The 22,279-nt window shown below is 63.3% G+C and carries 16 protein-coding genes and 4 pseudogenes; 12 read left to right on the top strand and 8 right to left on the bottom strand.

What is annotated here, in order from left to right:
* Nucleotides 1-34 precede the first annotated feature (34 nt).
* From NKJ76_RS04785 to NKJ76_RS04795, 3 genes are read right to left on the bottom strand one after another with little or no spacing between them, the layout of a single operon-like run.
* Entirely contained in the window at nucleotides 35-1,678 is a 1,644-nt protein-coding gene (locus tag NKJ76_RS04785; protein ID WP_352536877.1) for an ArnT family glycosyltransferase, read from the bottom strand.
* A 39-nt stretch (nucleotides 1,679-1,717) separates the two neighbouring features.
* A complete protein-coding gene (locus NKJ76_RS04790; protein ID WP_023669132.1) occupies nucleotides 1,718-2,050 on the bottom strand; it encodes a lipid-A-disaccharide synthase N-terminal domain-containing protein in 333 nt (110 codons plus the stop codon).
* Nucleotides 2,043-2,777, bottom strand: a complete 735-nt coding sequence (locus NKJ76_RS04795; protein WP_352536878.1) for a glycosyltransferase family 2 protein — start codon at nucleotides 2,775-2,777, stop codon at nucleotides 2,043-2,045. Before NKJ76_RS04795 ends, NKJ76_RS04790 begins: the two co-directional genes overlap by 8 nt.
* A gap of 254 nt (nucleotides 2,778-3,031) precedes the next feature.
* Here NKJ76_RS04795 and tyrS point away from each other — a divergent pair, with 254 nt between their 5' ends.
* The gene (tyrS, locus tag NKJ76_RS04800) at nucleotides 3,032-4,285 is read left to right on the top strand and encodes a tyrosine--tRNA ligase (RefSeq protein WP_352536879.1); all 1,254 of its coding nucleotides are present in this window, start codon (nucleotides 3,032-3,034) and stop codon (nucleotides 4,283-4,285) included.
* A gap of 17 nt (nucleotides 4,286-4,302) precedes the next feature.
* Here the strand turns inward: tyrS and NKJ76_RS04805 are convergent, their stop codons facing one another.
* Entirely contained in the window at nucleotides 4,303-7,689 is a 3,387-nt protein-coding gene (locus NKJ76_RS04805; protein ID WP_352536880.1) for a hypothetical protein, read from the bottom strand.
* 184 nt (nucleotides 7,690-7,873) lie between these two features.
* On the opposite strand from NKJ76_RS04805, the gene NKJ76_RS04810 reads away from it, so the two are divergent.
* From NKJ76_RS04810 to NKJ76_RS04820, 3 genes and pseudogenes are all read left to right on the top strand, one after another.
* A complete protein-coding gene (locus NKJ76_RS04810; protein ID WP_023706427.1) occupies nucleotides 7,874-8,341 on the top strand; it encodes a peroxiredoxin in 468 nt (155 codons plus the stop codon).
* Nucleotides 8,342-8,505: 164 nt separating this feature from the next.
* Complete coding sequence (locus NKJ76_RS04815) at nucleotides 8,506-9,789, top strand: M23 family metallopeptidase (RefSeq protein WP_352536881.1); 1,284 nt, start codon at nucleotides 8,506-8,508, stop codon at nucleotides 9,787-9,789.
* A gap of 170 nt (nucleotides 9,790-9,959) precedes the next feature.
* A pseudogene (locus NKJ76_RS04820) lies at nucleotides 9,960-10,210 on the top strand (ABC transporter permease); the annotation flags it as partial.
* A gap of 47 nt (nucleotides 10,211-10,257) precedes the next feature.
* Here the strand turns inward: NKJ76_RS04820 and NKJ76_RS04825 are convergent.
* Nucleotides 10,258-11,438, bottom strand: a pseudogene (locus NKJ76_RS04825) (M24 family metallopeptidase).
* Between the two features lie 212 nt (nucleotides 11,439-11,650).
* Between NKJ76_RS04825 and NKJ76_RS04830 the strand changes: the two are divergent.
* From NKJ76_RS04830 to NKJ76_RS04850, 5 genes are all read left to right on the top strand, one after another.
* Complete coding sequence (locus NKJ76_RS04830) at nucleotides 11,651-12,817, top strand: ROK family transcriptional regulator (protein ID WP_023694099.1); 1,167 nt, start codon at nucleotides 11,651-11,653, stop codon at nucleotides 12,815-12,817.
* Nucleotides 12,814-13,578, top strand: a complete 765-nt coding sequence (locus tag NKJ76_RS04835) for an ATP-binding cassette domain-containing protein (RefSeq protein ID WP_023669142.1) — start codon at nucleotides 12,814-12,816, stop codon at nucleotides 13,576-13,578. Before NKJ76_RS04830 ends, NKJ76_RS04835 begins: the two co-directional genes overlap by 4 nt.
* 41 nt (nucleotides 13,579-13,619) lie before the next feature.
* Nucleotides 13,620-14,660 carry a sugar ABC transporter substrate-binding protein gene (locus tag NKJ76_RS04840; protein WP_023684845.1) on the top strand — a complete coding sequence of 347 codons (1,041 nt, stop codon included), beginning with the start codon at nucleotides 13,620-13,622 and terminating at the stop codon, nucleotides 14,658-14,660.
* 160 nt (nucleotides 14,661-14,820) lie between these two features.
* Entirely contained in the window at nucleotides 14,821-15,816 is a 996-nt protein-coding gene (locus NKJ76_RS04845) for an ABC transporter permease (RefSeq protein WP_023690226.1), read from the top strand.
* A 13-nt stretch (nucleotides 15,817-15,829) separates the two neighbouring features.
* Entirely contained in the window at nucleotides 15,830-16,600 is a 771-nt protein-coding gene (locus tag NKJ76_RS04850) for an SDR family oxidoreductase (protein ID WP_352511298.1), read from the top strand.
* On the opposite strand, the gene NKJ76_RS04855 is transcribed toward NKJ76_RS04850, so the two are convergent.
* A complete protein-coding gene (locus NKJ76_RS04855) occupies nucleotides 16,601-17,422 on the bottom strand; it encodes a M15 family metallopeptidase (protein WP_352536882.1) in 822 nt (273 codons plus the stop codon). It abuts the gene before it with no gap.
* A gap of 57 nt (nucleotides 17,423-17,479) precedes the next feature.
* Between NKJ76_RS04855 and NKJ76_RS04860 the strand changes: the two genes are divergently transcribed.
* Both NKJ76_RS04860 and NKJ76_RS04865 read left to right on the top strand, forming a co-directional pair.
* Nucleotides 17,480-18,073 (top strand): hypothetical protein, encoded by a 594-nt coding sequence (locus NKJ76_RS04860; protein ID WP_352536883.1) that lies wholly within the window; start codon nucleotides 17,480-17,482, stop codon nucleotides 18,071-18,073.
* Nucleotides 18,074-18,773: 700 nt separating this feature from the next.
* A pseudogene (locus tag NKJ76_RS04865) lies at nucleotides 18,774-19,424 on the top strand (IS256 family transposase); the annotation flags it as partial.
* A gap of 94 nt (nucleotides 19,425-19,518) precedes the next feature.
* Here the strand turns inward: NKJ76_RS04865 and NKJ76_RS04870 are convergent.
* Nucleotides 19,519-20,103 (bottom strand): nitroreductase family protein, encoded by a 585-nt coding sequence (locus NKJ76_RS04870; protein ID WP_352536884.1) that lies wholly within the window; start codon nucleotides 20,101-20,103, stop codon nucleotides 19,519-19,521.
* Between the two features lie 165 nt (nucleotides 20,104-20,268).
* Between NKJ76_RS04870 and NKJ76_RS04875 the strand changes: the two genes are divergently transcribed.
* Nucleotides 20,269-21,231 (top strand): RgsD C-terminal domain-containing protein, encoded by a 963-nt coding sequence (locus NKJ76_RS04875; protein WP_023695450.1) that lies wholly within the window; start codon nucleotides 20,269-20,271, stop codon nucleotides 21,229-21,231.
* A gap of 59 nt (nucleotides 21,232-21,290) precedes the next feature.
* On the opposite strand, the pseudogene NKJ76_RS04880 reads toward NKJ76_RS04875, so the two are convergent.
* Nucleotides 21,291-22,228, bottom strand: a pseudogene (locus NKJ76_RS04880) (lysophospholipid acyltransferase family protein).
* Nucleotides 22,229-22,279: the final 51 nt, after the last annotated feature.

The following is a 22,279-nucleotide window of genomic DNA, read 5'->3' on the forward strand; positions in this document are numbered from 1 at the left end:
ACATGCGGAGCTCGGCGCCATCATTGAAGAGGTATCAGTTCGCCACACGGTACAGGCCGAGCGACAGTTTATCACCTGACGAATAGTTGATGCCGTCGATTTCAGCGACGCGGCTGGCCTTCTTGCCTTGCCCCGCCAGCAGGTCATCCAGCCGTTTTTCATCACCGACCGGCGCCAGGCCCAGCGCGCAGGCCGGATCGCCAAGCAGATGTTGCGCAACCCCGTCGACATCGGTCAGTACCGTCTTTGTGCCCACCAGAAATACCAGGCTCGGTTCGTGATATTGCGCGGAGGCGAGCACGCTCATCTCACAGGGACGATCGGCGCGAACCGCAGCCTCGATTTCCCGGCTCATCCAAATCGGTTTCAGTGACGGCACGATGACACCGAACAGCAGGGCGTAGGTTATACCGGCGCAAACCGCAGCCCCGCCGATGCGGACCAGCGGCACCAGCGCCTGGCGCGAAACAGCGAGGTAGCCGGCGCCCAATGCTGCCGCGGCGGCCGGAACGCTCCACCATAACAATGTCTTCATGAGATAGATCGGCGCACCGACGCAAAGCACGGCGAGACCGACTGTCACCAGAACGGTGCCGAATGCGGTCGCCCACCACAGCCATGTCTGCCAGCGCCTGAGCGGCGCATTTGCCTCTTGCGGCGTCAGCGTCAAAAGCCAGCCGATGAGCAGGGCCATGCCGGGATAGGCCGGCAGCACATAATGCGGCAGTTTCGTCGGGATCAATTCGAAGACGAGCCAGAACGGAACGTACCAGGCGAGGCAGAAACGCAGGTGCGGATCGTCGCGCAATCGGTTGAGCGCCTGCAGTCCGGCGCCGAGCGCCACAAGGCCGAACGGCCACATGAACAGGCAATAGGTCAGCACGTAGAAGCCCGGCGGAACGCCGTGCGACTCCTCGCCTTGCGCGACCTTGCCGAGCATATCCTTGCCGACGGCCTGCTGCAGGAAGGCGCCGTTGCTCTTCCAGGTGATGAGGGCGAGCCAAGGCAGCACGATCAACAGCACCAGAATCAGCCCACGCCCGGCTTTCAGCCTCGCCAGCCAGCGCCAGTCGCGCTCGAAAGCAACCAGCGTGAGCACCGTCAGCGCCGACAGCAGCGGTGCAATCGGCCCCTTGATGAGGATAGCCGCGCCCTGCGCAGCCCAGAAAATCCACGGCAGATGGCCGGCGACAGGCTCGTTGCGGCGCGATGCCAGATAAATCTGCGCCAGCGCGCCTTGCGCCAGAACGCAGCAGGCAAGCAGCATCGCGTCGGTCTTGGCGTCACGGCCTTCGAAGGCGGTGGCGAAAATCGCCGCGATGACCAGGCCGGCGGCAAGACCGGCATTGGCGCCGAACAGATTGGCCCCGGTCCAGGCGATTGCGACGACGGCGATGGCGATGCCCAGCGCCGAGACCAGCCGGTAGATCCAGATCGGCGCCTGTGCCCCCTCGCCGCTCAGCGTCACCGCGGCCGATTGCAGCCAGTAGATGCCGATCGGCTTCTGGTAGCGCGACGCGTCCTGGAAGCGGATGTCGACATAGTCGCCGGTCTCCGTCATCTGCTTGGTCGCCTGGACGAAGCGCGGCTCGTCGCGGTCGAGCGGCGGCATAGAGGCCAGTCCCGACGCCGTCATCATCAGGCTGAACAGGAAGAGAAAGATGTAGTTCCTGCTCATTTCGACACCGGACAGACTGAATTTGGCGGGACTGGTGGCTCAGTCGACCTTGGTCATCGCCGCCTTGCGCTCATTGGCGATGAGCCATAAATTTCTGACGTAGATCACCATGCCCATGGCCTGGCCGGCGATGAACACCGGATCCTCACGCTGGATGGCGTAGACCAGCAGCAGCCCGCCGCCGAACAGCGAGAAGAACCAGAAAGCGATCGGCACGACGCTGCGCTTGGCCTTTTCCGAAGCGATCCACTGCACCAGGAAGCGCATGGTGAAGAAGAACTGGGCAACGAAGCCGAGCAGAACCCAGGCGTCGAACTGCTTGACGAAAACCTGGTGCAGCCAGGTCGCCAATTCCTGAAACACGTTAGCCATGCGTGATTTCCTCTACCTTTGGCATTCTGCGGCGCCGGCGCCGAAGCCACCAGACGCCGGCGAGATCGAGCGCGCCCTGCAGGCCGCGATCGAAGATGCCGTAATTCGACTTGCCGTGGCGGCGCGAGCGGTCGACGACGTCGCAATGGACGACGCGGTAGCCTTCCTGGATGACCAGGGCCGGAACGAAACGATGCGTGCCGTCGAAGAAGGGCAGTTTGCGCAGGATGTCGGTGTGGATGGCCTTCAGGCCGCAGCCGGTGTCGCGGGTGTCGTCATGCAGGATCGCGCCACGCAGCCAGTTGGCGAAACGCGACGCCAATTGCTTGATCTTGCTGTCGCGGCGCTTCAGCCGCTGCCCTTGCGCGGCTCCGAACCCAGGCCCAGCCTGGCGCAGCGCATCGACCAGCACGGGGATATATTGCGGGTCGTTCTGGCCGTCGCCGTCGATGGTGGCAACGATCGAGCCGCGCGCCGCCCAGGCGCCCGAGCGCACCGAAAGCGACTGGCCGGCGGATTTCTCGTGCCGAAGCTGGCGAAGCGGAAACGGACGTTTGGCGGCTTCAGCGGCAAGCACCGAAGCCGTATCGTCGGTCGAACCGTCATTGACGACGATGATTTCGAAGTCGCGCCCGGTCATCGCCGCCTCGATCTCGTAGATCAGCAGCGGCAGGTTCGCCGCCTCGTTGCGGCAGGGAATGACGATGGATATCAATGCGTCCGGCATATCGCGTCGGGCTCTGTCACAAGATATGGCATTCGGTGGATGCCGTCCGGTGCCGTTCCAGCGGATCGAACCCGTTGGCGCGGCGCCTCATTACGCCAGCCGACAGGATGAAGCAAGCATGCGCGGCAGTGCAGAATAGGCTGTCCATGCCGGCGCAAAATCGGAAACCACTTTTGCTTGACGCGCTTGGATGCTAAACGCCCGCGTTCAGGCCATGCCGGGCCGTTCAGACCCGGCGCTTTCAGGAAGAAACAATGCCCGCCTTCAAGTCCGATTTCCTGCGCGTTATGAGCGAGCGCGGCTTCATCCACCAGATTTCGGATGAGACCGGGCTGGATCAACTTTTCGCGAAGGAAACGGTGACCGCCTATGTCGGCTACGACGCCACGGCGACCAGCCTGCACATCGGCAATCTGATCTCGGCGACCATGCTCTACTGGATGCAGGAGACCGGCCACCGGCCGATCGCACTGATGGGCGGCGGCACCTCGATGATCGGCGACCCGTCCTTCCGTGACGACCAGCGCAGCCTTTTGACGCCCGAGGCGATCGCCACCAACATCGAAGGCATCAAGCGAATTTTTGGCCGCATCCTGCGCTTCGGCGACACTGGCAATGACGCCATCATGGTCAACAATGCCGACTGGCTGATGAAGCTCAACTATGTCGAGTTCCTGCGCGATGTCGGCCGCCACTTTTCGGTCAACCGGATGCTGACCTTCGACAGCGTCAGGCTGCGGCTCGAGCGCGAACAGTCGCTGTCCTTCCTCGAATTCAACTACATGATCCTGCAAGGCTATGATTTCGTCGAGCTCAGCCGCCGCCAGGACTGCCGGCTGCAGATGGGCGGTTCGGACCAGTGGGGCAACATCATCAACGGCGTCGATCTCGGCCACCGCATGGGCACGCCGCAGCTTTATGCGCTGACCACGCCGCTGCTGACGACATCGTCGGGCGCCAAGATGGGCAAATCGGCCAAGGGCGCGGTGTGGCTGAACGGCGACCTCTTCTCGCCCTATGATTTCTGGCAATACTGGCGCAACACCGAGGATGCCGACGTCGAGCGCTTCCTGAAGATCTTCACCCGGCTGCCGCTTTCGGAGATCGCGCGGTTGGCCGCCCTTGGCGGCTCGGAGATCAACGAGGCCAAGAAGGTGCTGGCCACCGAAACCACGGCCATCGTGCACGGCCGCGAGGCGGCGCAACAAGCCGAGGGGACCGCGCGCAAGACCTTCGAGGAAGGCGTGACAGCCGAAACGCTGCCGACCGTGGAAGTGGACGGCGCCGCGCTGGAAGCCGGCATCGGCATCCTGTCGCTGCTGGTCACCGCGGGCCTTGCCGGGTCGAACGGCGAGGCGCGCCGGCATATCCAGGGCGGCGCCGTGCGCGTCAACGACCAGCCGGTTTCGGACGACCGGCGGATTTTGACGCCTCAGGATTTGAGTCCGGAAAACGTCGCAAAGCTTTCAGTGGGCAAGAAAAAACACGTTCTGGTGCGGCCGGCCTGAGCCGTCTTTTGGGATCCTCAATGATACTCGAAGATCGAGCGGAAAATGCCCGGCGCGATTACCGATAGCGGGTTGATGTCCAGCACCGGCTTGTTGGCGTTGCCCTTAAGCCGGTAGGTGACGCCGATCAGCCCGCGGTCGCGGCCATTGCCGAGCAGCGCGCCGACCAGCGGCAGTTCGCCAAAGATGCGGTTGAGGCCATAGGCCGGCATGAAGGTTCCGGTCATGTCCATATTGTTGTTCTGGTCGTAGAGCGTGCCTTGGAAGGTGGTGCCGATGCGCGGGCCGCGCAGCACGCCATTCGCCAATTTCAAATAGCCCGACCCCTTGTCGATCTCGGTAAAGCCGCGCTCGAACTTTACCCGCGAAGTGTCGATCTTGCCCTTGACCGCTTCGTTCAGGCTGCGGCTGTCGCCGGTTGGCGTGGTCGAGACGATGGAGGCGAGCTTGGGTTCATTGACGATGAAGAAGTTGCTCGAATCGACCTGTCCCCGCATCGGGCCGTCGGCTGCGCCGCTGAGCGCCAGCGTGATCGATCCGCCTTCCATGTGCTCGTAGATGTTGAGGAAGCGCAATATGGCGCCTGCGTCGGCCGACTTCATGGTGAGCGCGCGAGCACCATTGCCTGCCGTATTGCTGATGGTGATGGAGGCGCCGGAACTTGCCGCGGCGCTGACCTTGAGCCTGTTCACCCTGGAGCCGGCGGCACTGTAGTCGAGCTTCAAATTGGACAGGACCTCGTCATGGAACCCGCTTAGCGAATTGACGTCGGCGCTAACCGAAACCGCGTCCGTGCCGGTGGTTTTGGTGGCGGTATCGACATCGGAGGTGAACTGCTTGATCAGCGAGCGGGCATCGAGCGCGTTGCCGCTGACATCGACTGCGAAGCCCTTGCCCGACCGCTTCACCGTCACGGCGACATCGTCGCCCCGGTTCAAGGCGACTTTGCTGAAGCGGGCCGAAGACAGCGCGCCCTTGACCAGGACGACATCGCCTTCGACCGAAAAGCTCTTTCCGTCGAGGTCGAAGTCGGACAGCGTCGTGGTATCGCCGGACTTGCTCATGGTAAAAGTGGCATTGGCGGGAATGCCCGGCCCCTTGCTCCAGCCTGCCCAGGGAATGTCCAGCCTGGCGCTCGTCAGGTCAACGTCGACGTTCTGGCTGCCGCCTTCGCCGCTCTTGTCGATTGCCACCTTGATGGTGCCGGAAATCAGCGGCGACAGGCCAGGCATGGCGATGGCGCGCGTCTTGTCGTCGAGCACAAGCGCCACCTTGCGGCTGCGCGGCGGGCCGCCATCCCTGAGCGGCTCGACCAGATCGAGCTGGGCTGGAATGCCGTTCAGCCGCGCCTTGGCAGAGATCACCGCCTTGTCAGGCCCGACTTCGATCGAACCGTCAGCATCGGTCACTATCTGGCCTTCGAACGGCTTGGCGAGCGACAGGTCCTTGTAGTCGAGCGATACCAGCCAATCGAGCTTCGACGTGTCGACGCCGGATTGCAACGGAATGTCGGCCTTGACGTGGCCGGTCACCGTGCCCGACAGGTCGTCCGGCAAGATGCCGACATGGCGCATGGCGTTGATCGGTTCGTAGGAGGCAAGTTCGGCGATGGCCGGCGCCTCACCGGCGACGTCGATGTCGAGCGCGCCGATCACCGGCGGGTGGTTTGCCGCCTTTACCGACAGTGTGCCATTGCTTGCCGCCACGGTGCGGCCGCTCGGCATATAGACGCTGCCCGAGGACAGCGCGACGTCGACATCGTTGCCGTGGAAGGAAACGACGCCGACGGCATCGCGTATCGGCGGGATGCGGCCGGCGGTGTCGAAACGCGAGCCCTCGACCTGGAAGCGGCCGAACACCTCGTCGGCCGAAAGCGGCACGCCGTTGCCGAGACGCCCCGGCACGACCTGGAACTGCAGGCTGGCATCGACGACGCGGCCGCCAAACAGGTTCTGCAGCACCCACAGCCGCGCGTTCTTGGCCGAGAACCAGGGCCACAATTGCTTGACGTGCGAGACCGCCATGTCGTGGACGTTGAGCGACACCGAGATACCCGGCGGTCCGTTGTCGATGAAGGAAACCGCAGCGGTTCCCAGCACTTCGCCCCCCGATCCCGACCTGATGCCGATCTGGTCGGCGACAAGCTTGCGGCTCTTGATCTGATAGACGCCGGCGATGCGGGCGAAGAAATTCAGCGCCGGCTCGGGCGATTCCGAAGGCGCCAGCGTCGAGCCGTCGCTGGTCAGGTCGTAACGATAGGAAGGCTCCTCGCCGGCCGCGCCGGTCGACGGCTTTGGCCCGATCGAGCCGGCGAAATTGAACGCCGAGCGCCCGGTCTTTAGAACCAGCCTGCCGACATCGATCTTGTTGGAGCCGGAGACAAGGGCGGCGTCGACATCGACATCGGCCGGCAACAGCCCGCGTGTGCCGAGGTCGAGCACCGAGCCGGTTAGCGACAGCGAGCCCGTCAGCCGCGAATCGGTCTCGCCCGAGCCTTCGGATCCCGTGAGCTTCAAAGCCATCGCGCCGGTTCGCCCGCCGGCCGCCGGCGTTGTCTCCGCGACATCCGCCATGTCGATGGCGGCGTTCAAGGCGGTAACGCGCATCGAGCTCGTATCGCGGGTGGCGGTGGCCGTGACGGTGAGCGCGCGGCCATCGACATCCGCCTCGGACGAGAACTCCATGCTGCCGGGGCCTGACTGCAGCACCGTGGCGTTGGCGATCATGACCAGCTTGACCGATCCGGCCTCGGGCAGCTCGAACGCGACATTTTTGAGATCGATGCGGCGCATCGAATCCTCGCGCACGGCATCGAGTGCACGATTGACGTCACTGAAGACGACGGCGGCCAGTTTTTCCGGATCGATGAGACCGTCTTGATTGCGCAGGCGCGCTATCCAGTCACCACCCGACGGCATTGCCGCGGTGACGATATGGGCGTCGGAAATCCTGGCGCTGGTCAGCCGAACCTCGCCCGAAAGCAGCGGGACCAGCCGGATGCCGAAGCGGACGCGCCCGGCATCGGCCATCGGCTTGCCGTCGGCCGTCTCGACGCTGACATCCTTGACCTGCAGCGCAATGAAGCTCGATCCGTCAAGTGTCAGGCTGGCAGGACCGACGGCGACTTTGACGTCGAAACCGGCCAGTTTCTCGATCGCCGTTTCGGCTTCCAACCGCAGCCGTTCGCTGCCGATGCCGGTGGCGCCGATGACGTAGACGGCGGCCGCTGCCAGCAGCACAAGGGCTCCAATGCCGGCAAATGCGCGAACAAGAATACGAAAGCCGCGGCCGATCCGTGCCTTGCCGAGCGGCGGCACGCGGCAAGCGGACGGGAAAGCCCCCAGGTCGGTGATCTCGTCACGCCTGAACCGGATTTTCTCGTGCTGCGGTTCTTCCTGATCCACGCAATTTTCCGTTGTGCGAATTCGATCGTGGACGAATCCCCGCCCGACACTATAACGACGCAGGCTAGAGCATGATGCCGAAAAGTGTGAGGCGGTTTTCTCGGACAAACGGTTTCCGTTTGTCCAGGCATCATGCTCTATCTCTTTGATTTAGGGCCGCGTAACCTCAAACAAGGGCATTGATATGGCTGATCTCGACGTTGGCGACGTTGCGCCGCAATTCGATCTTCCGCGCGACGGCGGCGGCTCGATCAGCCTTGCCTCGATGCGGGGGAAGCCCGTTGTACTTTATTTCTATCCGCAGGACGACACCACAAGTTGTACCAATGAGGCGATCAGCTTTTCGCAGCTGAAGCCGGAGTTCGAAAAGGCCGGCGCCGTGGTGATCGGCCTGTCGCCGGACAGCGTGAAGAAGCACGACAAGTTCAAAACCAAATACGATCTCACCGTCGACCTGGTTGCCGACGAGGAGCGCAAGGTGATCGAGGCTTACAATCTGTGGGTCGAAAAGACGATGTATGGCCGCAACTATATGGGCGTCGAGCGGGCGACGTTCCTGATCGGCAAGGACGGGCGGATCGCCGGGATCTGGCGCAAGGTCCGGGTGAAAGGCCATGCCGAAGCAGTGCTGGAGGCGGTCCGCGCGCTCTGAGGCGCCACCGATCTGGCCAACGCCGCGCAGTGCATTAGGGGCATAAGACATATATGCGGTTGGCTGACACCGTTGGTCACTAGCGCGCCCGCGACGGCAAAACTTTGTTAACCCTAATAATGTGTAATCGGGCTTCGTTGGTGTCGTAACGAAAGCTTGGTCCCGTGAACCTAACCGGTCAGTCAGCGGTCTTCGGCAGGCGCAAGGAGCCGCATACGGTCATCATTGCGCGGGGCAATGAAATACGGCATTTCACCATCCGGCCGTGGCTCGTCGCCTTTTTCGGCTCGGCACTGGCGGCGATCGCCATCGGCTATCTCTTGGCGACCTCCTATCTCGTACTGCGCGACGATCTGATCGGCGCCACCAAGGCCCGGCAGGCGCGCATGCAGCAGGCCTATGAAGATCGCATTTCCGCATTGCGCGCGCAGGTCGACCGCATCACCAGCCGCCAGCTTCTCGACCAAAAACTGATGGAAACCAAGGTCAGCGAATTGATCGAGCGGCAGAGCCAGCTCAGCCAGCGCCATGGCCGCCTCGGCCCGATTCTCGAGCGGGCCGAAAACGAAGTCGGGACGCTGCCAACCGCTGATGCCGCAGCGACAACAAAACCCGACGAACATGCCGAACTGACTGGCGGCGAGCCACTCGCCTATTCGGTCGCCAGCCTTGGTTCGGGCGACACCAGGCCATTCTCGCTGTGGTCGACACGTTCCGATCCGCTGCCCAGCGAAACGGCTGCGGACCGCGCCGACAAATTGTTCGTCTCGATCAATGATTCACTGAAGGCTATCGAGAGCCAGCAACTCACCCGCATCGAAACCCTGGCCGACAACGCCTACAAGAACGCCGATGCCATCACCCAGGCGCTGGAAGCGGCCGGTCTGCCGGTCGACAGTGATTTCGGCAAAAACGAAAGCGATGTCGGCGGACCGCTGATCCCGCTTGACAGCTCGATGATGTTCGACAGCAAGGTCAAGGAACTGGACGAGGCGCTGGATACGCTCGACCAGTTGAAGAAAGAGGCGCGGCGGCTGCCGCTCGCCAACCCGGCGCCGGGCCACTCCGTCACCAGCCCGTTCGGCGTGCGCACTGACCCCATCCTCGGCACCGCTGCCCTGCACTCGGGCATGGATTTCCGCGCGCCGGTCGGCATGGCAGCCAAGGTCACGGCGGCCGGAATCGTTACCAAGGCCGGCTGGAACGGCGGCTATGGCCGCATGGTCGAGGTCGATCACGGCAACGGCTTTGCCACGCGCTACGGCCATCTGAGCGAGATCGACGTTGCCGTCGGCCAAAAACTCGCAGCCGGCGACATCATTGGCAAAACCGGCAGCAGCGGCCGTTCGACCGGCCCGCACCTGCACTACGAAGTCCGCCACAATGGCGAGGCCATCGACCCGCTGCGCTTCCTGACCGTCGGCAAGAAGGTCGAGCAGTATCTGTAGGGTCAAGCCAGGCGGCTGGTTGCACGCCCCCGCCTCCTTCACCCGTTGTACCATCCTGTTGTTTGGCAATCCGACATCGCGTGCTCCGGCGTCGTGATCGTTGACTCACGCCCTGCGGCGTGAAGTTTCTGCAAGCTGGAAACCCTCTGAGGCACGCGCCCAGAAGTGTTTGGAGCCTGCGGCTGCCGCGCGCTTTGCCGATGCTGTTCTCATCGCTGAGGATTGCCTCGGCCACCGCCGTGATCGGCGCCATTGTCGGCGAATGGATCGGCTCCGACCAAGGACTTGGCCGCTGATCATCCAGGCGTCCTTCAACTACCAGTCGGACCGCCTCTACGCGGCGATCGTGCTGTCATCGGGCCTGTCGATCGTCCTGTTTTGTCTTGTGGTGCTGATCGAGCGCCGGACGATCCAATATTGAGCAGATGCGTCAGGCGGGTCGCGGTGGCGTCCGTCGTGGCTGACCGGTCAGGATTTGACATGGATGTCTCGCGGGAATTTGGTTAGCGTCTCATGGCCGGTCTCGGTCACCAGAATGGTCTCGCTGATCTCGATGCCCCAGCCATCCATCCACATGCCAAGAATGGAGTGCACGACATTGCCGGGTTGCAGCGCGGTCTTGTCGCCGGGCCGCAGGCTGATCGTGTGCTCGCCCCAATCCGGGGGATAGGCGACGCCAATGGAGTAGCCGATGCGCGATTCCTTCTTCAGCCCGTAGCGCTGGATAACCTTGCGCCATGCGGCCTCGACCGCTTCGGCTGTGGTCCCCGGCCTGACCGCGTCGAGCACCGCATCCATGCCTTCGATCACCGCCTTTGCGGTGTCGGCGACACGGGCCGGCGTCTTGCCGAGCTGCATCGTTCGGGCTAGGCCGGCGGCATAGCGGCGGCAGACACCGGCAAGTTCGAGCGCAATCGTTTCGTCCTTGCCGAAGCGCCGATCGCTCCACATGATGTGCGGAGCCGATGCATTCTCGCCGCCGAGGATGGTCGGCGGCAGTGCCGTGATGTCGCCGGCGAAGTCTGGACTGCCGGCAATCTGCGCCGCCTGGATCGCGGCAATCGCATCGCATTCGCGCACGCCTGGCGCGATGACTTCGAAGGCCCGCGAAACCGCCGATTCGGCAAGTGTCGACGCCTTGCGCAGATAAGCAATTTCGGGGCGGATTTGACGGCGCGGATCCAGTTCACCAGCAGATCGGCGTCGTGCCATTTCGCATTGGGCAGGCCGGCGACGAGCCGGGCATGCGCCTTCGGCGAGAAATAATAGGCTTCGAGCTCGATGCCGATATGTCTCGCGCCCCAGCCCTTGGCGACGATGCAGGCCGCTATCCAGTCCATCGGATGGCGATCGGCGCGCTGCACGTGGTCCTCGGGGAAGCCGACCACATTCTCCGGCTTCATCCAGGCCGTCAGCAAGCCGCCTGCCGCATCCATGGCGCGGCCGATCCAGACCGGCTCGGCCTCGTTTTCGATCGGGACAAGCACGACCTGCGGCGTGTAGAACGACCAGCCGTCATAGCCGGTGATGTAATGCTGGTTGGCGACATCGTTGACGACCAGCAGTTCCAGCCCACGCGCCGCCATCTCGGTGCGGATCTTCTTGAGCCGCCGCTGGTACTCATCGCGCGCAAAAGGCAATTCGATCATCGGTTTTCCTGCTGGATCACTGGTCGGGCGAGCCCCGCGCCCGCCTGACGTCATTCACCATTGCGGTGGTTTCAGCCCGGCTGCAATCGGCCAGCGCGGCGCATGGGACAGGTCCTGCACCGCGTCTGGGAACCATTCCGAATTATTTTTGAATTCCATTTGACTGAATAAATTGCCTGTGCAAGTCTTAGCCTTCCTAAAGGGCGCGGGACATGGCACTGCGGGGAACCAATCAGGAGTTCGGGCGGCCTTACAACCGGCGCATCGTGCTGGAGTCCATCCGCCTTCACGGTCCCATAGCTCGCGGCGACATTGCCGGCCGCGTTGGCCTCACCGTCCAGACCGTATCGACCATCGTTCGCGAACTCGAAGAGCATGGCTATGTGCTGTCGCTGCGCGAAGAGCCGCGCGGACGCGGGTTGCCGCCGGCGACGCTCAGGATCAACCCCGAGGGCGGCTATGCCGTCGGCGTCCACCTCACCCCGCTGGGGATCGACGCGGCGCTCATCAATCTCAGCGGCGATGTCATCGAGAGCATGCATCGCGAGGCGCCGCATGCGACGCCCGACCATGCCTTCGAGCTGATCGGCGCGATGGTGCCCGAGCTGACCGCGCTGCGCCCCGGCGGACGCGTGCTCGGCATCGGCATGGCGCTGCCTGGACCCTTCGGCGTGGAGTCGATGAGCTTCGTCGGCCCGACGACCATGGCCGGCTGGAAGGATGTCGCGCTGCCGGAACGGCTGGCGGCGTCGACCGGGCTGCCGGCCTTCTTCGAAACCGACATGGCGGCGGCGGCCATGGGCGAACGGCTTTACGGTCTCGGCTCCGGTTACTCCGAATACTACTACCTCTATTTCGGCGTCGGCCTCGGCGGCGTCATCGTGCATGACGGCGCGGTGATGCGCGGCGCCTGGGGCAATGCCGGCGAAATCGGACACATCCCTGCCGTTCCCGGTGGCGAGCCTTGCCCATGCGGTAACAGCGGCTGCCTCGAACGGTATCTCTCGCTCGAAGCACGTCGCCGCCGCAACATCAGCGACGCCGCCTGGGTGGCCGAGATCGCGCCGATCTTCCGCAACGCCATCGTCACCATCGAGAATGTGTTCGACCCGGAAACCGTCATCCTCGGCGGGCTTGCGCCCACCGACCTGCTCGAAAAGCTGGTCGGCGCGGCGGGACAGCTTCCCAATTCGGTCTCGGCGCGGCGCGACCGCAAGACACCGCGCGTGACGGTGGCGACCGGCGGCAAGCATTCGGTGCTGCGCGGCGCTGCCGCATTAGCCGTTTCGGGCGTGCTGTCGCCGCGCTTCGGCCAGATGTTCATTGCCGAGCGCGAGCGCCGGTCCGACCTCATGCACAGCAAGGGAGTGGCGGCATGACCGAACCGCTGCTGGTACTCGAAAACGTCACCAAGAATTACGGCGCCATTCATGCGCTGAGGGGCATCAGCTTCTCGATCGGCAAGGGCGAAGTCGTGGCGCTGCTCGGCGACAACGGCGCCGGCAAGTCGACACTGGTCAAGATCATCGCCGGCGGCCTCGAGCCGAGCTCCGGCCGCATGCTGTTCGAGGGCAAGGAATTCCTGGCGAAAACGCCAGCCGAGGCCAAAGCTGCCGGCATCGAGACCGTCTACCAGGACCTGTCGCTCTGCACCAATGTCGACGTCGTCGCCAATTTCTTCATGGGCCGCGAAATCACCCGCAAGGTTCTCGGTGTCCCCATCCTCGACGAGCGCGCCATGGAGGCCGTGGTCGGCAAGGCGCTGGCAAGTGCCGGCACCCGCATCCCGTCGCTGCGCACCAATGTCGAGCATCTCTCGGGCGGCCAACGCCAGGCCATCGAGCTCAACCGCTTCGTGCACTGGGGCGGCAAGCTGGTGCTGCTTGACGAGCCGTTCGCGGCACTCGGCGTCGAGCAGACCAGGCGCGGTCTCGAGATGATCCGCCAGGTGGCCAACCAGGGCATCGGCGTCGTCATCATCACCCACATCATGCAACAGGCTTTCCAGGTCGCCGACCGGATCGTGGTGATCCGGCAAGGCGTCGTGGCCGGCGATGTCGCACGCAACAAAACAAGTCCCGATGCGGTGATCAACATGATCACCGGTGAGACGCTTGCCGGTGCCGGACCGGCAGGTTGAGGGACAAAAGAGGGGTCCGGTATAAAAGAGGAGCGAACGACATGAAGCGAATACTGGTTCTTGTCTTCGGTATCCTGGCACTGGCTCTTGCCTCGCTCACGCCGGCAATGTCCCAGACCAAGGGCACCGTCTATTATATGGTCCCGACCCTGCTCGATGAATTCCAGACCGGCTCGGTGAGCGCGCTGGAGCTGTTCCTCAAGCAGGTCGGCTATGAGGTGAAAACACTCAACGCCGACAACAAGACCGACGCGCAGCAATCGCAGATGAACGACGTCATTGCGCTGAAGCCGGCGGCGATCATCCTGGCCGCCGTCGATTTCAACGCGCTGAAGCCGTCCATCGAAGCGGCGCGTGCGGCCGGCATCCCGGTGGTCGAGTTCGACCGCCAGATCACCTCGACCCCGTCCGATTTCACCTCGGTGGCGGGCACGGTCGAGATCGGCTACGTCGCCGCCGAGCAGGCGCAAAAGCTTCTGACCGCCAAGAACGGTTCTGTGAAGGGCAAGATCCTGCAGGTGCTCGGCGATCCCGGCGATCCCTACACGCTCGACATCCAGAAGGGTTTCGAGGAGAAGTTGAAGGCGTTTCCTGACGTCAAGATCATCTCGCTGCCGGCCATGCAATGGGAAGCCAGCAACGCCGGCACGATCGTTGCCGACCAGATGCTCGCCAACCCCGACATCGACCTGATCTTCAGCCATGCCGCGCACCTGTCGGTCGCAGCCGTCGCCTCGCTCGAGGCCGCCGGCAAGAAGCCGGGCGACGTCATGCTGATGAGCTCGAACGGCGCTCCGGTCGGTCTCGACCTGATCCGCAAGGGCTGGCTCAATGTCGAAGTCGAGCAGCCGCTCTACGCGCAGGCCGCGGCCGTGGCGATGTTCATGGACAAGATCGCCGGCAAGCAGGAAATCAAGCCTGGCGAGTATGACGTGCTCGGCTTGAAATCGACCGTGACCAAGGAGAGCTGGGGCCCCAACATCAAGATCCCGGGCGCCGCCATCACCAAGGAAAACGTCGACAATCCGGCCTTCTGGGGCAACCAGAAGCCGCCGACGGACACGATCAAGTCTGTCGAATAGTCGCCTAGCGAAGCGCTCCGGGCCATTGCGGCCCGGAGCCTGCCCATTCACGACGCCGCGTTCCAGGACACCGTGGCGAACCTAAACCCGCGCCTGAACCCGATGAAATCGAGTTGATTTCTCAGCCTGATTTTCTCGGGGGCGCCAACCGGATCAGCCCATGAACCCGCGCAGCCGCAAAGCCCTGGAGTTCGTCCTCGACAACCTCGTCTGGTTCATGCTGATCTTTGTGCTGGTTGTCTTTTCCGTCTTCGTCCCCAACTATTTCCAGCTCGGCATCTTCGCCAACATCATCGAGGCCTCGAGCGTTCTCGGCGTGATGTCGATCGGCCTGTCGCTGGTCATCATTGCCGGCCATATGGACCTGTCGGTGGAATCGGTGGCCGCACTCAGCGCCATGGCGGTCGGCATCCTGTTCTGCTCATCGGGCATCGGCATGGGCATACAGCTCAATCCGCAATGGCTGATGGTTCCGGTTTCGCTGCTGGTTGCGCTGGCCGTCGGCGGCCTCATCGGCGCCTTCAACGGCTATCTCGTGGTCAAGGTGAAGATGAGCGCCTTTATCATTACGCTGGCGTCCTACATCTGGGTGCGCGGCCTGGTGCTGGTGATTTCCGGCGGCCGCTCGGCACAGGATCTGGCGCCGGCCATCCGCTGGTTCGGCATCCAGCGAATGGCCGGCCTGCCGCTGACCGCCTGGATCGCGGTCGCCTGTTTCGTCCTGTTCTCGCTGATCATGGCCAAAACGCCGTTCGGCCGCCACCTCGTGATGATCGGCGGCAACGAGACCGCGACCTTCCGCGCCGGCATCCGCGTCAACCGCAATCTGATCATCGCCTTCGTACTTGCCGGCGCCATTGCCGGCCTCGCCGGCTGGCTGCTCGCCATCCGCACCTCGGGCGCCACCGCCAATCTCGGCACCGGGCTGTTGTTCAACGCCTTTGCCGCGGTCGTCATCGGCGGCGTCAGCCTGAAAGGCGGTGTCGGCACCTTGCCCGGCGTCTATGCCGGCGTGCTGCTGCTCTCCTCCATCAACACGGCAATCAACCTGATGGGCCTGCCGGCCAATTTCACCCAGGTGATCCATGGCCTGCTGGTGCTCGCCGCCGTGCTGCTCGACGCCTTCAAGCAAACCATTCGCCAAAGACTCGCATGACAGGACAGCTCACATGACCGGACGGCTGCAAGACAAGGTCGCGCTTATCGTCGGCAGCGCGCGCGGCATCGGCAAGGGCATTGCGCTGCGCTTTGCCGAGGAAGGCGCAAGGCTGGTCCTGGCCGACAGCGAGGCCGAAGCCGGCCAGGCGACCGCGGACGAGCTCGGCGCGGATTTCATTCGCACCGACATCTCGCAAATGGCCGATGCAGAAGCTGCGGTGGCGCTGGCGCTGAGCCGCCATGGCCGCCTCGACATCGTCGTGCAGAATGCCGGCATCTATCCCTGGCAGCTGATCGAAAACACCAGCCCGGACGACTGGGACCGGGTGATGGCGGTCAATCTGCGCGGCACGTTCAACACCACGCTGGCGGCGCTGGCGCCGATGAAGGTGCAAGGTTACGGGCGCATGCTCTACACCTCGTCGATCACCGGTCCGCACGTCACCAGCCCCGGCCACGGCCACTATGCCGCCAGCAAGGCCGGCATCAACGGCTTCATCCGCTCGGCGGCGCTGGAATTTTCGGGCTACGGCATCACCGTCAACGGCGTCGAGCCCGGCAACATCCTGACCGAAGCGATCGAGCTGCATCGCGGCGCCGCGTACATCAAGAACATGGAGGACTCCATCCCGTTGGGACGCCTCGGCAGCCCGCGCGACGTCGCAAACGCCTTCCTGTTCCTCGCCTCCGACGATGCCAGCTATATCACCGGCACGACGATTATCGTCGATGGCGGCCAGTTGCTGCCCGAAGGCAAGGATTTCCGGCTGCTGCCGCCGTGATCAGCCGGATTTCTTGTACAGCAGCAACTCAGGCCGGTACTCGAAGTGCATGGTGTCGTAGTGATACCAGCGCCCGCCCCAGATGAAGCCGTTTTTCTCGAACAATTCCACGATTTCCAGCGGAATCCGGTTCTTGAAGGAAATGTGGGCCTTCGGGTTGGTTTTGTTCCTGTTGTTGTACCAATAGTCGGAGAAGCCGACATTGATATCGAAGGCCGCTCCGAACGAGTGAACGCTCAACCGGTCGGTGCCGGCGATCGGCCGCCAGACAAAGCCGCCGCCGGGCTTGAGCCCGTAACGGCTCAGCTCCGCGGGCATCGCCTCAAGCGCAGCGGAGACCTTGCCCAGCTGGTCGTTGATGCCGAAAATCCTGGTGACCTGCACGGTCTTCTTGCCGAGCTTCGGCAACCATTTGACGTTGGCGATGTGCTTGCCCACCTCGGCGGCACTTGCCCCGTAGAGCTTCTCGAAGAAAGGTTCATTGCGGATACGGCCGGGATCGAAATCCTCCGCCGGGACCAGCGCGCCCTCGGCTGCTCTGGGATAGACGTAGCGAAACATGTCTTCGATGTCGGGGCTCTCAAGCAACGCGTCGGCGTCGCGCGCCTTGCCGTCGTTCCACACCATGGTGGTGCCGTCGGTCCAAGTCAGGACATTGCCCGAAATGGTGAAAAGGCCGGGATAGGCCTTGAGCAAGGCTGCCTTGGCGGCGGGCTGGTCGACGCCGTCGCCCTCATTCCCCGCATAGGCGAAGCGCCCAATACCAGAGATTGCCAATGCGAACAGCAACCGCAGCATCAGGCGCCCTGGATGATCCATCATTGTCCTGCCTTCCCGGAGGGCTTTCGTTCATCGTGTATTTAACAAGGCTGCTGTACCATGCTGGTCGAATCGAACGGGAGACAAATCGTGTCAAAAACCTTCAATGCTTTGATCCGGATGACGTTTACATTCATCTGCCTGGTCGGCCTGGCCTCGTCCGTCTCTATTCTTTTTCCAGCCACCGCATCCGCCCAGCGGATGCAGCGATGCGCCGACGAAGGCGAAATCTGCCGCCTGCCCTACCCCTCGGAAGTGGTCTACGGCGCGCGCGGCCAGACCACCTCCCGCTTCTTCGATCGTCGTTCCGTGCCTTGCTCGAATCGCGTCTTCGGCGACCCGGCGCCCGGCCGCGACAAGGCCTGCTATATTGCGAGGCGCGATAGCGGTAATGATTATGGTGACAACGACGACGACAATTACGGCAATGATGACAATTACGGCGATAATGATTACGGCCAGGGCCGCGGCAGATGGGTGGCCTGCGCCTCGGAGGGGCGGTTCTGCGAGTTCCGTGGCCGCAAAGTGGTGAGATACGGGGCGCGTGGCCAGTACGTCCAGGGCGTATTCAGGAACGGCGTCACATGCAGCGTCGACGCCTTTGGCGAGGATCCCATCCGCCGCGTGAAGAAGAACTGCTACGTCAAGCGATAGACTAGCGCGCCAGGAAAGAACGGCGGGTGCGGCTCATTGCGGCCGCGCCCGGCATTCGGGATATGCGGGCCGGATATGGTGGGCGATGACGGGCTCGAACCGCCGACATCTTCGCTGAGAACGCTATCGTCAACTCGACCGCTGTGAACCCTTATCGCGGCACGGTGACACGGCACCTACGCCGATATCGAAGCCGTATGCGAACAACGTCGACAAGTACACGCTTGCCCGCATCTGCGAGCCGAAACAGGAAGAAGTGACGGAGCCGATCGTCTTTCTGTGCTCACCCAATGCGTGTCGCTCAAAAGCGGTTCCCCGGTTTTGAGAGAGCGACATTGCATAGACGCTCAAGATATTAAGCTTCCTGATGAACCTACCCGTGCAGGTGAACCCACCCTTCCAGAACACCCTGCCCTTCCGGATGAACCTGCTTTCCGGATACGCCAAGTTAATCCGGTAAAGGCATTGTTCGCCTGGCTTTGCGGGCGTGGGCCGAACTTGCTCTGCAGCTGCCATCCAGACGGAAGACATTTGTGTATATTCCGCTTTGGCGACGCGCCGTAATGGCCTCTTGTACTTAGTCCACCGTGCGACGCGAAGGGGGTAGTGTGCTGAGAGTTCTGCAAATTCGCTGAGAGAGGGCGGTCATGGCAGGCTGGTGATTGTTCACGTCACCTGATTCCCGCGAAGGAACGCCACCATGACCAAGACTGAAGTTAAGACCGCCAGCGCTGCCGTCAAAGACATTTTGCTTTCGAACCCGGATGGATTGCACGAAGTGCTCCGTGCGGTGATGCAGGAAGTGCTCGAAGCCGAGATGGACGAGGCGCTGGGTGCCTCGAAGAGCGAGCGCACGCCCGAACGGCTTGGCTATCGCTCGGGCTATTACGGCCGTACCCTTGTGACGGGGGTCGGCAAGCTCGAGCTGCGGGTTCCGCAGGACCGGGCCGGGCGCTTCTCCACCGAGTTGTTCGAGCGCTACCAGCGTTCCGAGCGGGCCTTGGTGGCGACACTGGCGGAGATGTATGTCCAGGGCGTGTCGACCCGCAAGGTGAAGGCGATCACGGAAGAACTGTGCGGCCATGCCTTCTCGGCCTCGTCGATCTCGGCCATCAACAAGCGGCTGGACGAGAGCCTCGCTGCCTTTGCCAGGCGCCCCCTTCAAGAGCCGTTTCCTTACCTCATCCTCGATGCGCGCTACGAGAAGGTGCGTGAAGCCGGTGTTGTCATGAGCCAGGCGGTGCTGATCGCGGTCGGTATCGACTGGGACGGGCGCCGGCAGATCCTGGCCGTGGAGATGCCCAATCGCGAGAGCCGCTCGGCCTGGAGGGACTTCCTCGTCGGCCTCAAAAAAAAATCCCCATGGTCGATGCGCCAACCCCCAACGCATCGCCGAAGCCACTGTCTTAGCCTGTGTTTAAATAAAGGGGAATCGCTTTCGGGTGTCAGCCGTTCCACGGCCCAGTATAATCGGCATAGAGCTTTGCCGGATCGGGCCGCGGCCGTTCCGGCGCCGGGCCCTGGTAGGAGCCGACATGGACGAAGCCGACAACACGTTCCTGTGGCGCCACTCCCAGCAGCGCTCTGCCCTCCGCCACGTCGGAATACCAGTTGCTGATCATGTTGGTGCCGTAGCCCAGCGCATTGGCTGCGATCATCAGGTTCATCGCCGCCATGCCGCCGGACAGGAACATTTCCCATTGCGGGATTTTTGGATTGTCCTTCGGGCTCGAGACCACGCCGATCACCAGCGGCGCGCGGGAAAACCGCGCAAGCTCCTGGTTGCGGCGGTTTTCCGGCAGCGGCCCTTCGCGCTGTTCGGCGAGCGCCGCCAGCTTCCTGCCGATCTCGAATCGCGCCTCGCCGCGATAAAGGATGAAGCGCCACGGCTCCAGTCGGCCGTGATCGGGCACACGGCTTGCAGCCGCGATCATGGTCGCGATATCGGCATCGCTGGGCGCCGGTTCCTTCAATTCAGGAATAGGTGCGGAGTTTCGGGTCAGCAGGAAGTCGATGATCGGCGACGCCATGGGGGCCAGGTCTCCTAAAGCACTCGATTTTGAGCTGAAGCGCGCCATTGCGGATCGGGGCGGCTCGGGCATTGGCGCGGGCGCGCCGGACGAAAGAACCTGTTGCCAAGGCGGTCGGACTCTTAAGCCTTGAAATTGCCACCGCCTTGGGCTTCAACGCAAGGCATGTTTGAGGGGACATCGCGCCTTTTCCTGATTTGGCTCGCCGTAGCGCTGTTTGCGCCGGCCTCGATGGCCATGGCGCAGAATGCCGACGGCATCGGCAATCTGAAACTCCCCGATATTTCGAGCTATGCACCGCCCAAGGGCGAGACGCCGCTGGCACTCGGTGGCGGCGGTGCCATAACGCTGTCGGCGCAGTTGACCGACAAGGGCGCCGACATCACGCGCGGCATCGTCTGGCGCGTCTTCAAGCCCGAGGCCGCCGGCGACGGCAAGCTGCCGATGGTGGCTTCCGCGCATGGCGGCAGCGCCGTGTTCCAGCTCGAACCCGGCAGCTATCTGGTCCACGCCTCATACGGACGCGCCGGCGCCACCAAGCGCATCACCGTCGGCAAGGACGCCAGGCGCGAAAGCCTGGTGCTCGATGCCGGGGGCCTCAAGCTCGACGCGGTGCTGTCGGGCGGCGTGCGTATTCCGCCGAAAAAACTGCGCTTCTCCATTTATGAGGGCACCGCCGAGGCCAATGGCGACCGCGCTTTGATCATTCCCGATGTCGAGCCGAACAGCGTCGTGCGGCTCAACGCCGGCGTTTATCATGTCGTCTCCACCTATGGCGCGGTCAATGCCGTCATTCGCTCCGACATCCGCGTCGAAGCCGGCAAGCTGACCGAAGCCACCGTCGAGCATCGCGCGGCGGAGGAGACCATGAAGCTGGTGCGCGAGACCGGCGGCGAGGCCATCGCCGATACATCCTGGTCGCTGCTCAACGAATCCGGCGATCCGATCAAGGAGGCCGTCGGCGCCTTCGCCTCGATGGTGCTGGCCGAAGGCCAATACACCATCATCGCCAAGAACCGCGACCGCATCTACCAGAAGGATTTCACCGTCGTTGCCGGACAGAACCAGGAGATCGAGGTCCTGGCCACCGAAGCCTCGGCCATCGATCCCGAGGAAGGCGCCGACTGACCGGCGCGCCCATTGGCCTCGGTTTGGCTGCTCAGTTGAAGTGGTAGTTCAGGGCTACGTCAGGCGGCCTTGCACAGGCGGCGCTGCAGGAAGTGGACCCGGCCGCGCGGCGCGTCGGGCGCTAGGTCGAAGACACCGCGATGAAGACGGTCGAGCAGCGTCTTGCGGTCGCGCAATGGCTCCAACTCATCCCAGCTCAGCACATCGCCGACGCGCACGTCGATCGCCTTGCCGGACAGCCGCGCAAATTCGCGGATGAGCATTGAAAGGCGCAACGTCAGCGACGCCTTGCCGACGAATTTCGCCAGCCTTCCTTCGCGCTCGGCCATGTTCATCGGGCCGCTGACCAGATGGAACAGCCGGCCGTTCTGACCTGAAAAATGCATCGGCACCACCGACGCCTTGGCGTCCTGCACGAGGCGCGCCGGAAACATCTTCCACGGCAGGTCGCGCGCCCGGCCAAAGCCTTTCGGCGCGGTGGCGACGCCGCCGGCCGGAAATACGACGATGGTGACGCCCTCTTTCAACAGCCGCACTGCCTCGTGGCGCGCCGCCATGTTGTTCTTCACCGCGTCCTTGGTCTCGGAAAAGTCGATCGGCAGCGAGTACGGTTCCATCTCGCGGATCTTCAGCAGATCCTTGTGGATCATGACGCGGAACGGACGCCCGAGCTGCTCGACGAGCGACGGCACGGCAATGCCGTCGCCAATGCCGAACGGGTGGTTGGCGACGATCACCAGCGGCGTGTCGGGCAGCCCCGCCGGCGGCCACTGATCGGTGCTGCGGACCTTGACGTCGATCAGCTGCAGCATGCGGCTGAACACCCGCTCGCCGGTCGGCGCCACCTGGCGGCGCCAGAAATCATAGAGCGCGGCATACCGGTCGCGCCCCGACAGACCTTCAATGGAATGGATGAACCAGCGCGTCAGCGCCGGCTGGCTCGCATTGCGTAGGAGAGTTCGGGAAACGGCCTTTCCCGTATCTTCAGCTTGAGCATGGGGGCTCGTTACAAGGTTGGCGTGACAGGCATGTGAAAATGGCGGTGGAT

The sequence above is a fragment of the Mesorhizobium sp. M0029 genome (assembly GCF_040323735.1).
Lineage (GTDB): Bacteria > Pseudomonadota > Alphaproteobacteria > Rhizobiales > Rhizobiaceae > Mesorhizobium.

Excerpts from the sequence above, each read along its gene's own strand:
- NKJ76_RS04810 (WP_023706427.1), top strand. The coding sequence starts at position 7,874 with ATGGCTGATCTCGACGTTGGCGACGTTGCGCCGCAATTCGATCTTCCG.
- NKJ76_RS04830 (WP_023694099.1), top strand. The coding sequence starts at position 11,651 with ATGGCACTGCGGGGAACCAATCAGGAGTTCGGGCGGCCTTACAACCGG.
- NKJ76_RS04875 (WP_023695450.1), top strand. The coding sequence starts at position 20,269 with ATGTTTGAGGGGACATCGCGCCTTTTCCTGATTTGGCTCGCCGTAGCG.
- NKJ76_RS04855 (WP_352536882.1), bottom strand. The coding sequence starts at position 17,422 with ATGATGGATCATCCAGGGCGCCTGATGCTGCGGTTGCTGTTCGCATTG.
- NKJ76_RS04850 (WP_352511298.1), top strand. The coding sequence starts at position 15,830 with ATGACCGGACGGCTGCAAGACAAGGTCGCGCTTATCGTCGGCAGCGCG.
- NKJ76_RS04795 (WP_352536878.1), bottom strand. The coding sequence starts at position 2,777 with ATGCCGGACGCATTGATATCCATCGTCATTCCCTGCCGCAACGAGGCG.
- NKJ76_RS04845 (WP_023690226.1), top strand. The coding sequence starts at position 14,821 with ATGAACCCGCGCAGCCGCAAAGCCCTGGAGTTCGTCCTCGACAACCTC.
- NKJ76_RS04870 (WP_352536884.1), bottom strand. The coding sequence starts at position 20,103 with ATGGCGTCGCCGATCATCGACTTCCTGCTGACCCGAAACTCCGCACCT.
- NKJ76_RS04835 (WP_023669142.1), top strand. The coding sequence starts at position 12,814 with ATGACCGAACCGCTGCTGGTACTCGAAAACGTCACCAAGAATTACGGC.
- tyrS (WP_352536879.1), top strand. The coding sequence starts at position 3,032 with ATGCCCGCCTTCAAGTCCGATTTCCTGCGCGTTATGAGCGAGCGCGGC.
- NKJ76_RS04860 (WP_352536883.1), top strand. The coding sequence starts at position 17,480 with ATGCTGGTCGAATCGAACGGGAGACAAATCGTGTCAAAAACCTTCAAT.
- NKJ76_RS04790 (WP_023669132.1), bottom strand. The coding sequence starts at position 2,050 with ATGGCTAACGTGTTTCAGGAATTGGCGACCTGGCTGCACCAGGTTTTC.
- NKJ76_RS04785 (WP_352536877.1), bottom strand. The coding sequence starts at position 1,678 with ATGAGCAGGAACTACATCTTTCTCTTCCTGTTCAGCCTGATGATGACG.
- NKJ76_RS04840 (WP_023684845.1), top strand. The coding sequence starts at position 13,620 with ATGAAGCGAATACTGGTTCTTGTCTTCGGTATCCTGGCACTGGCTCTT.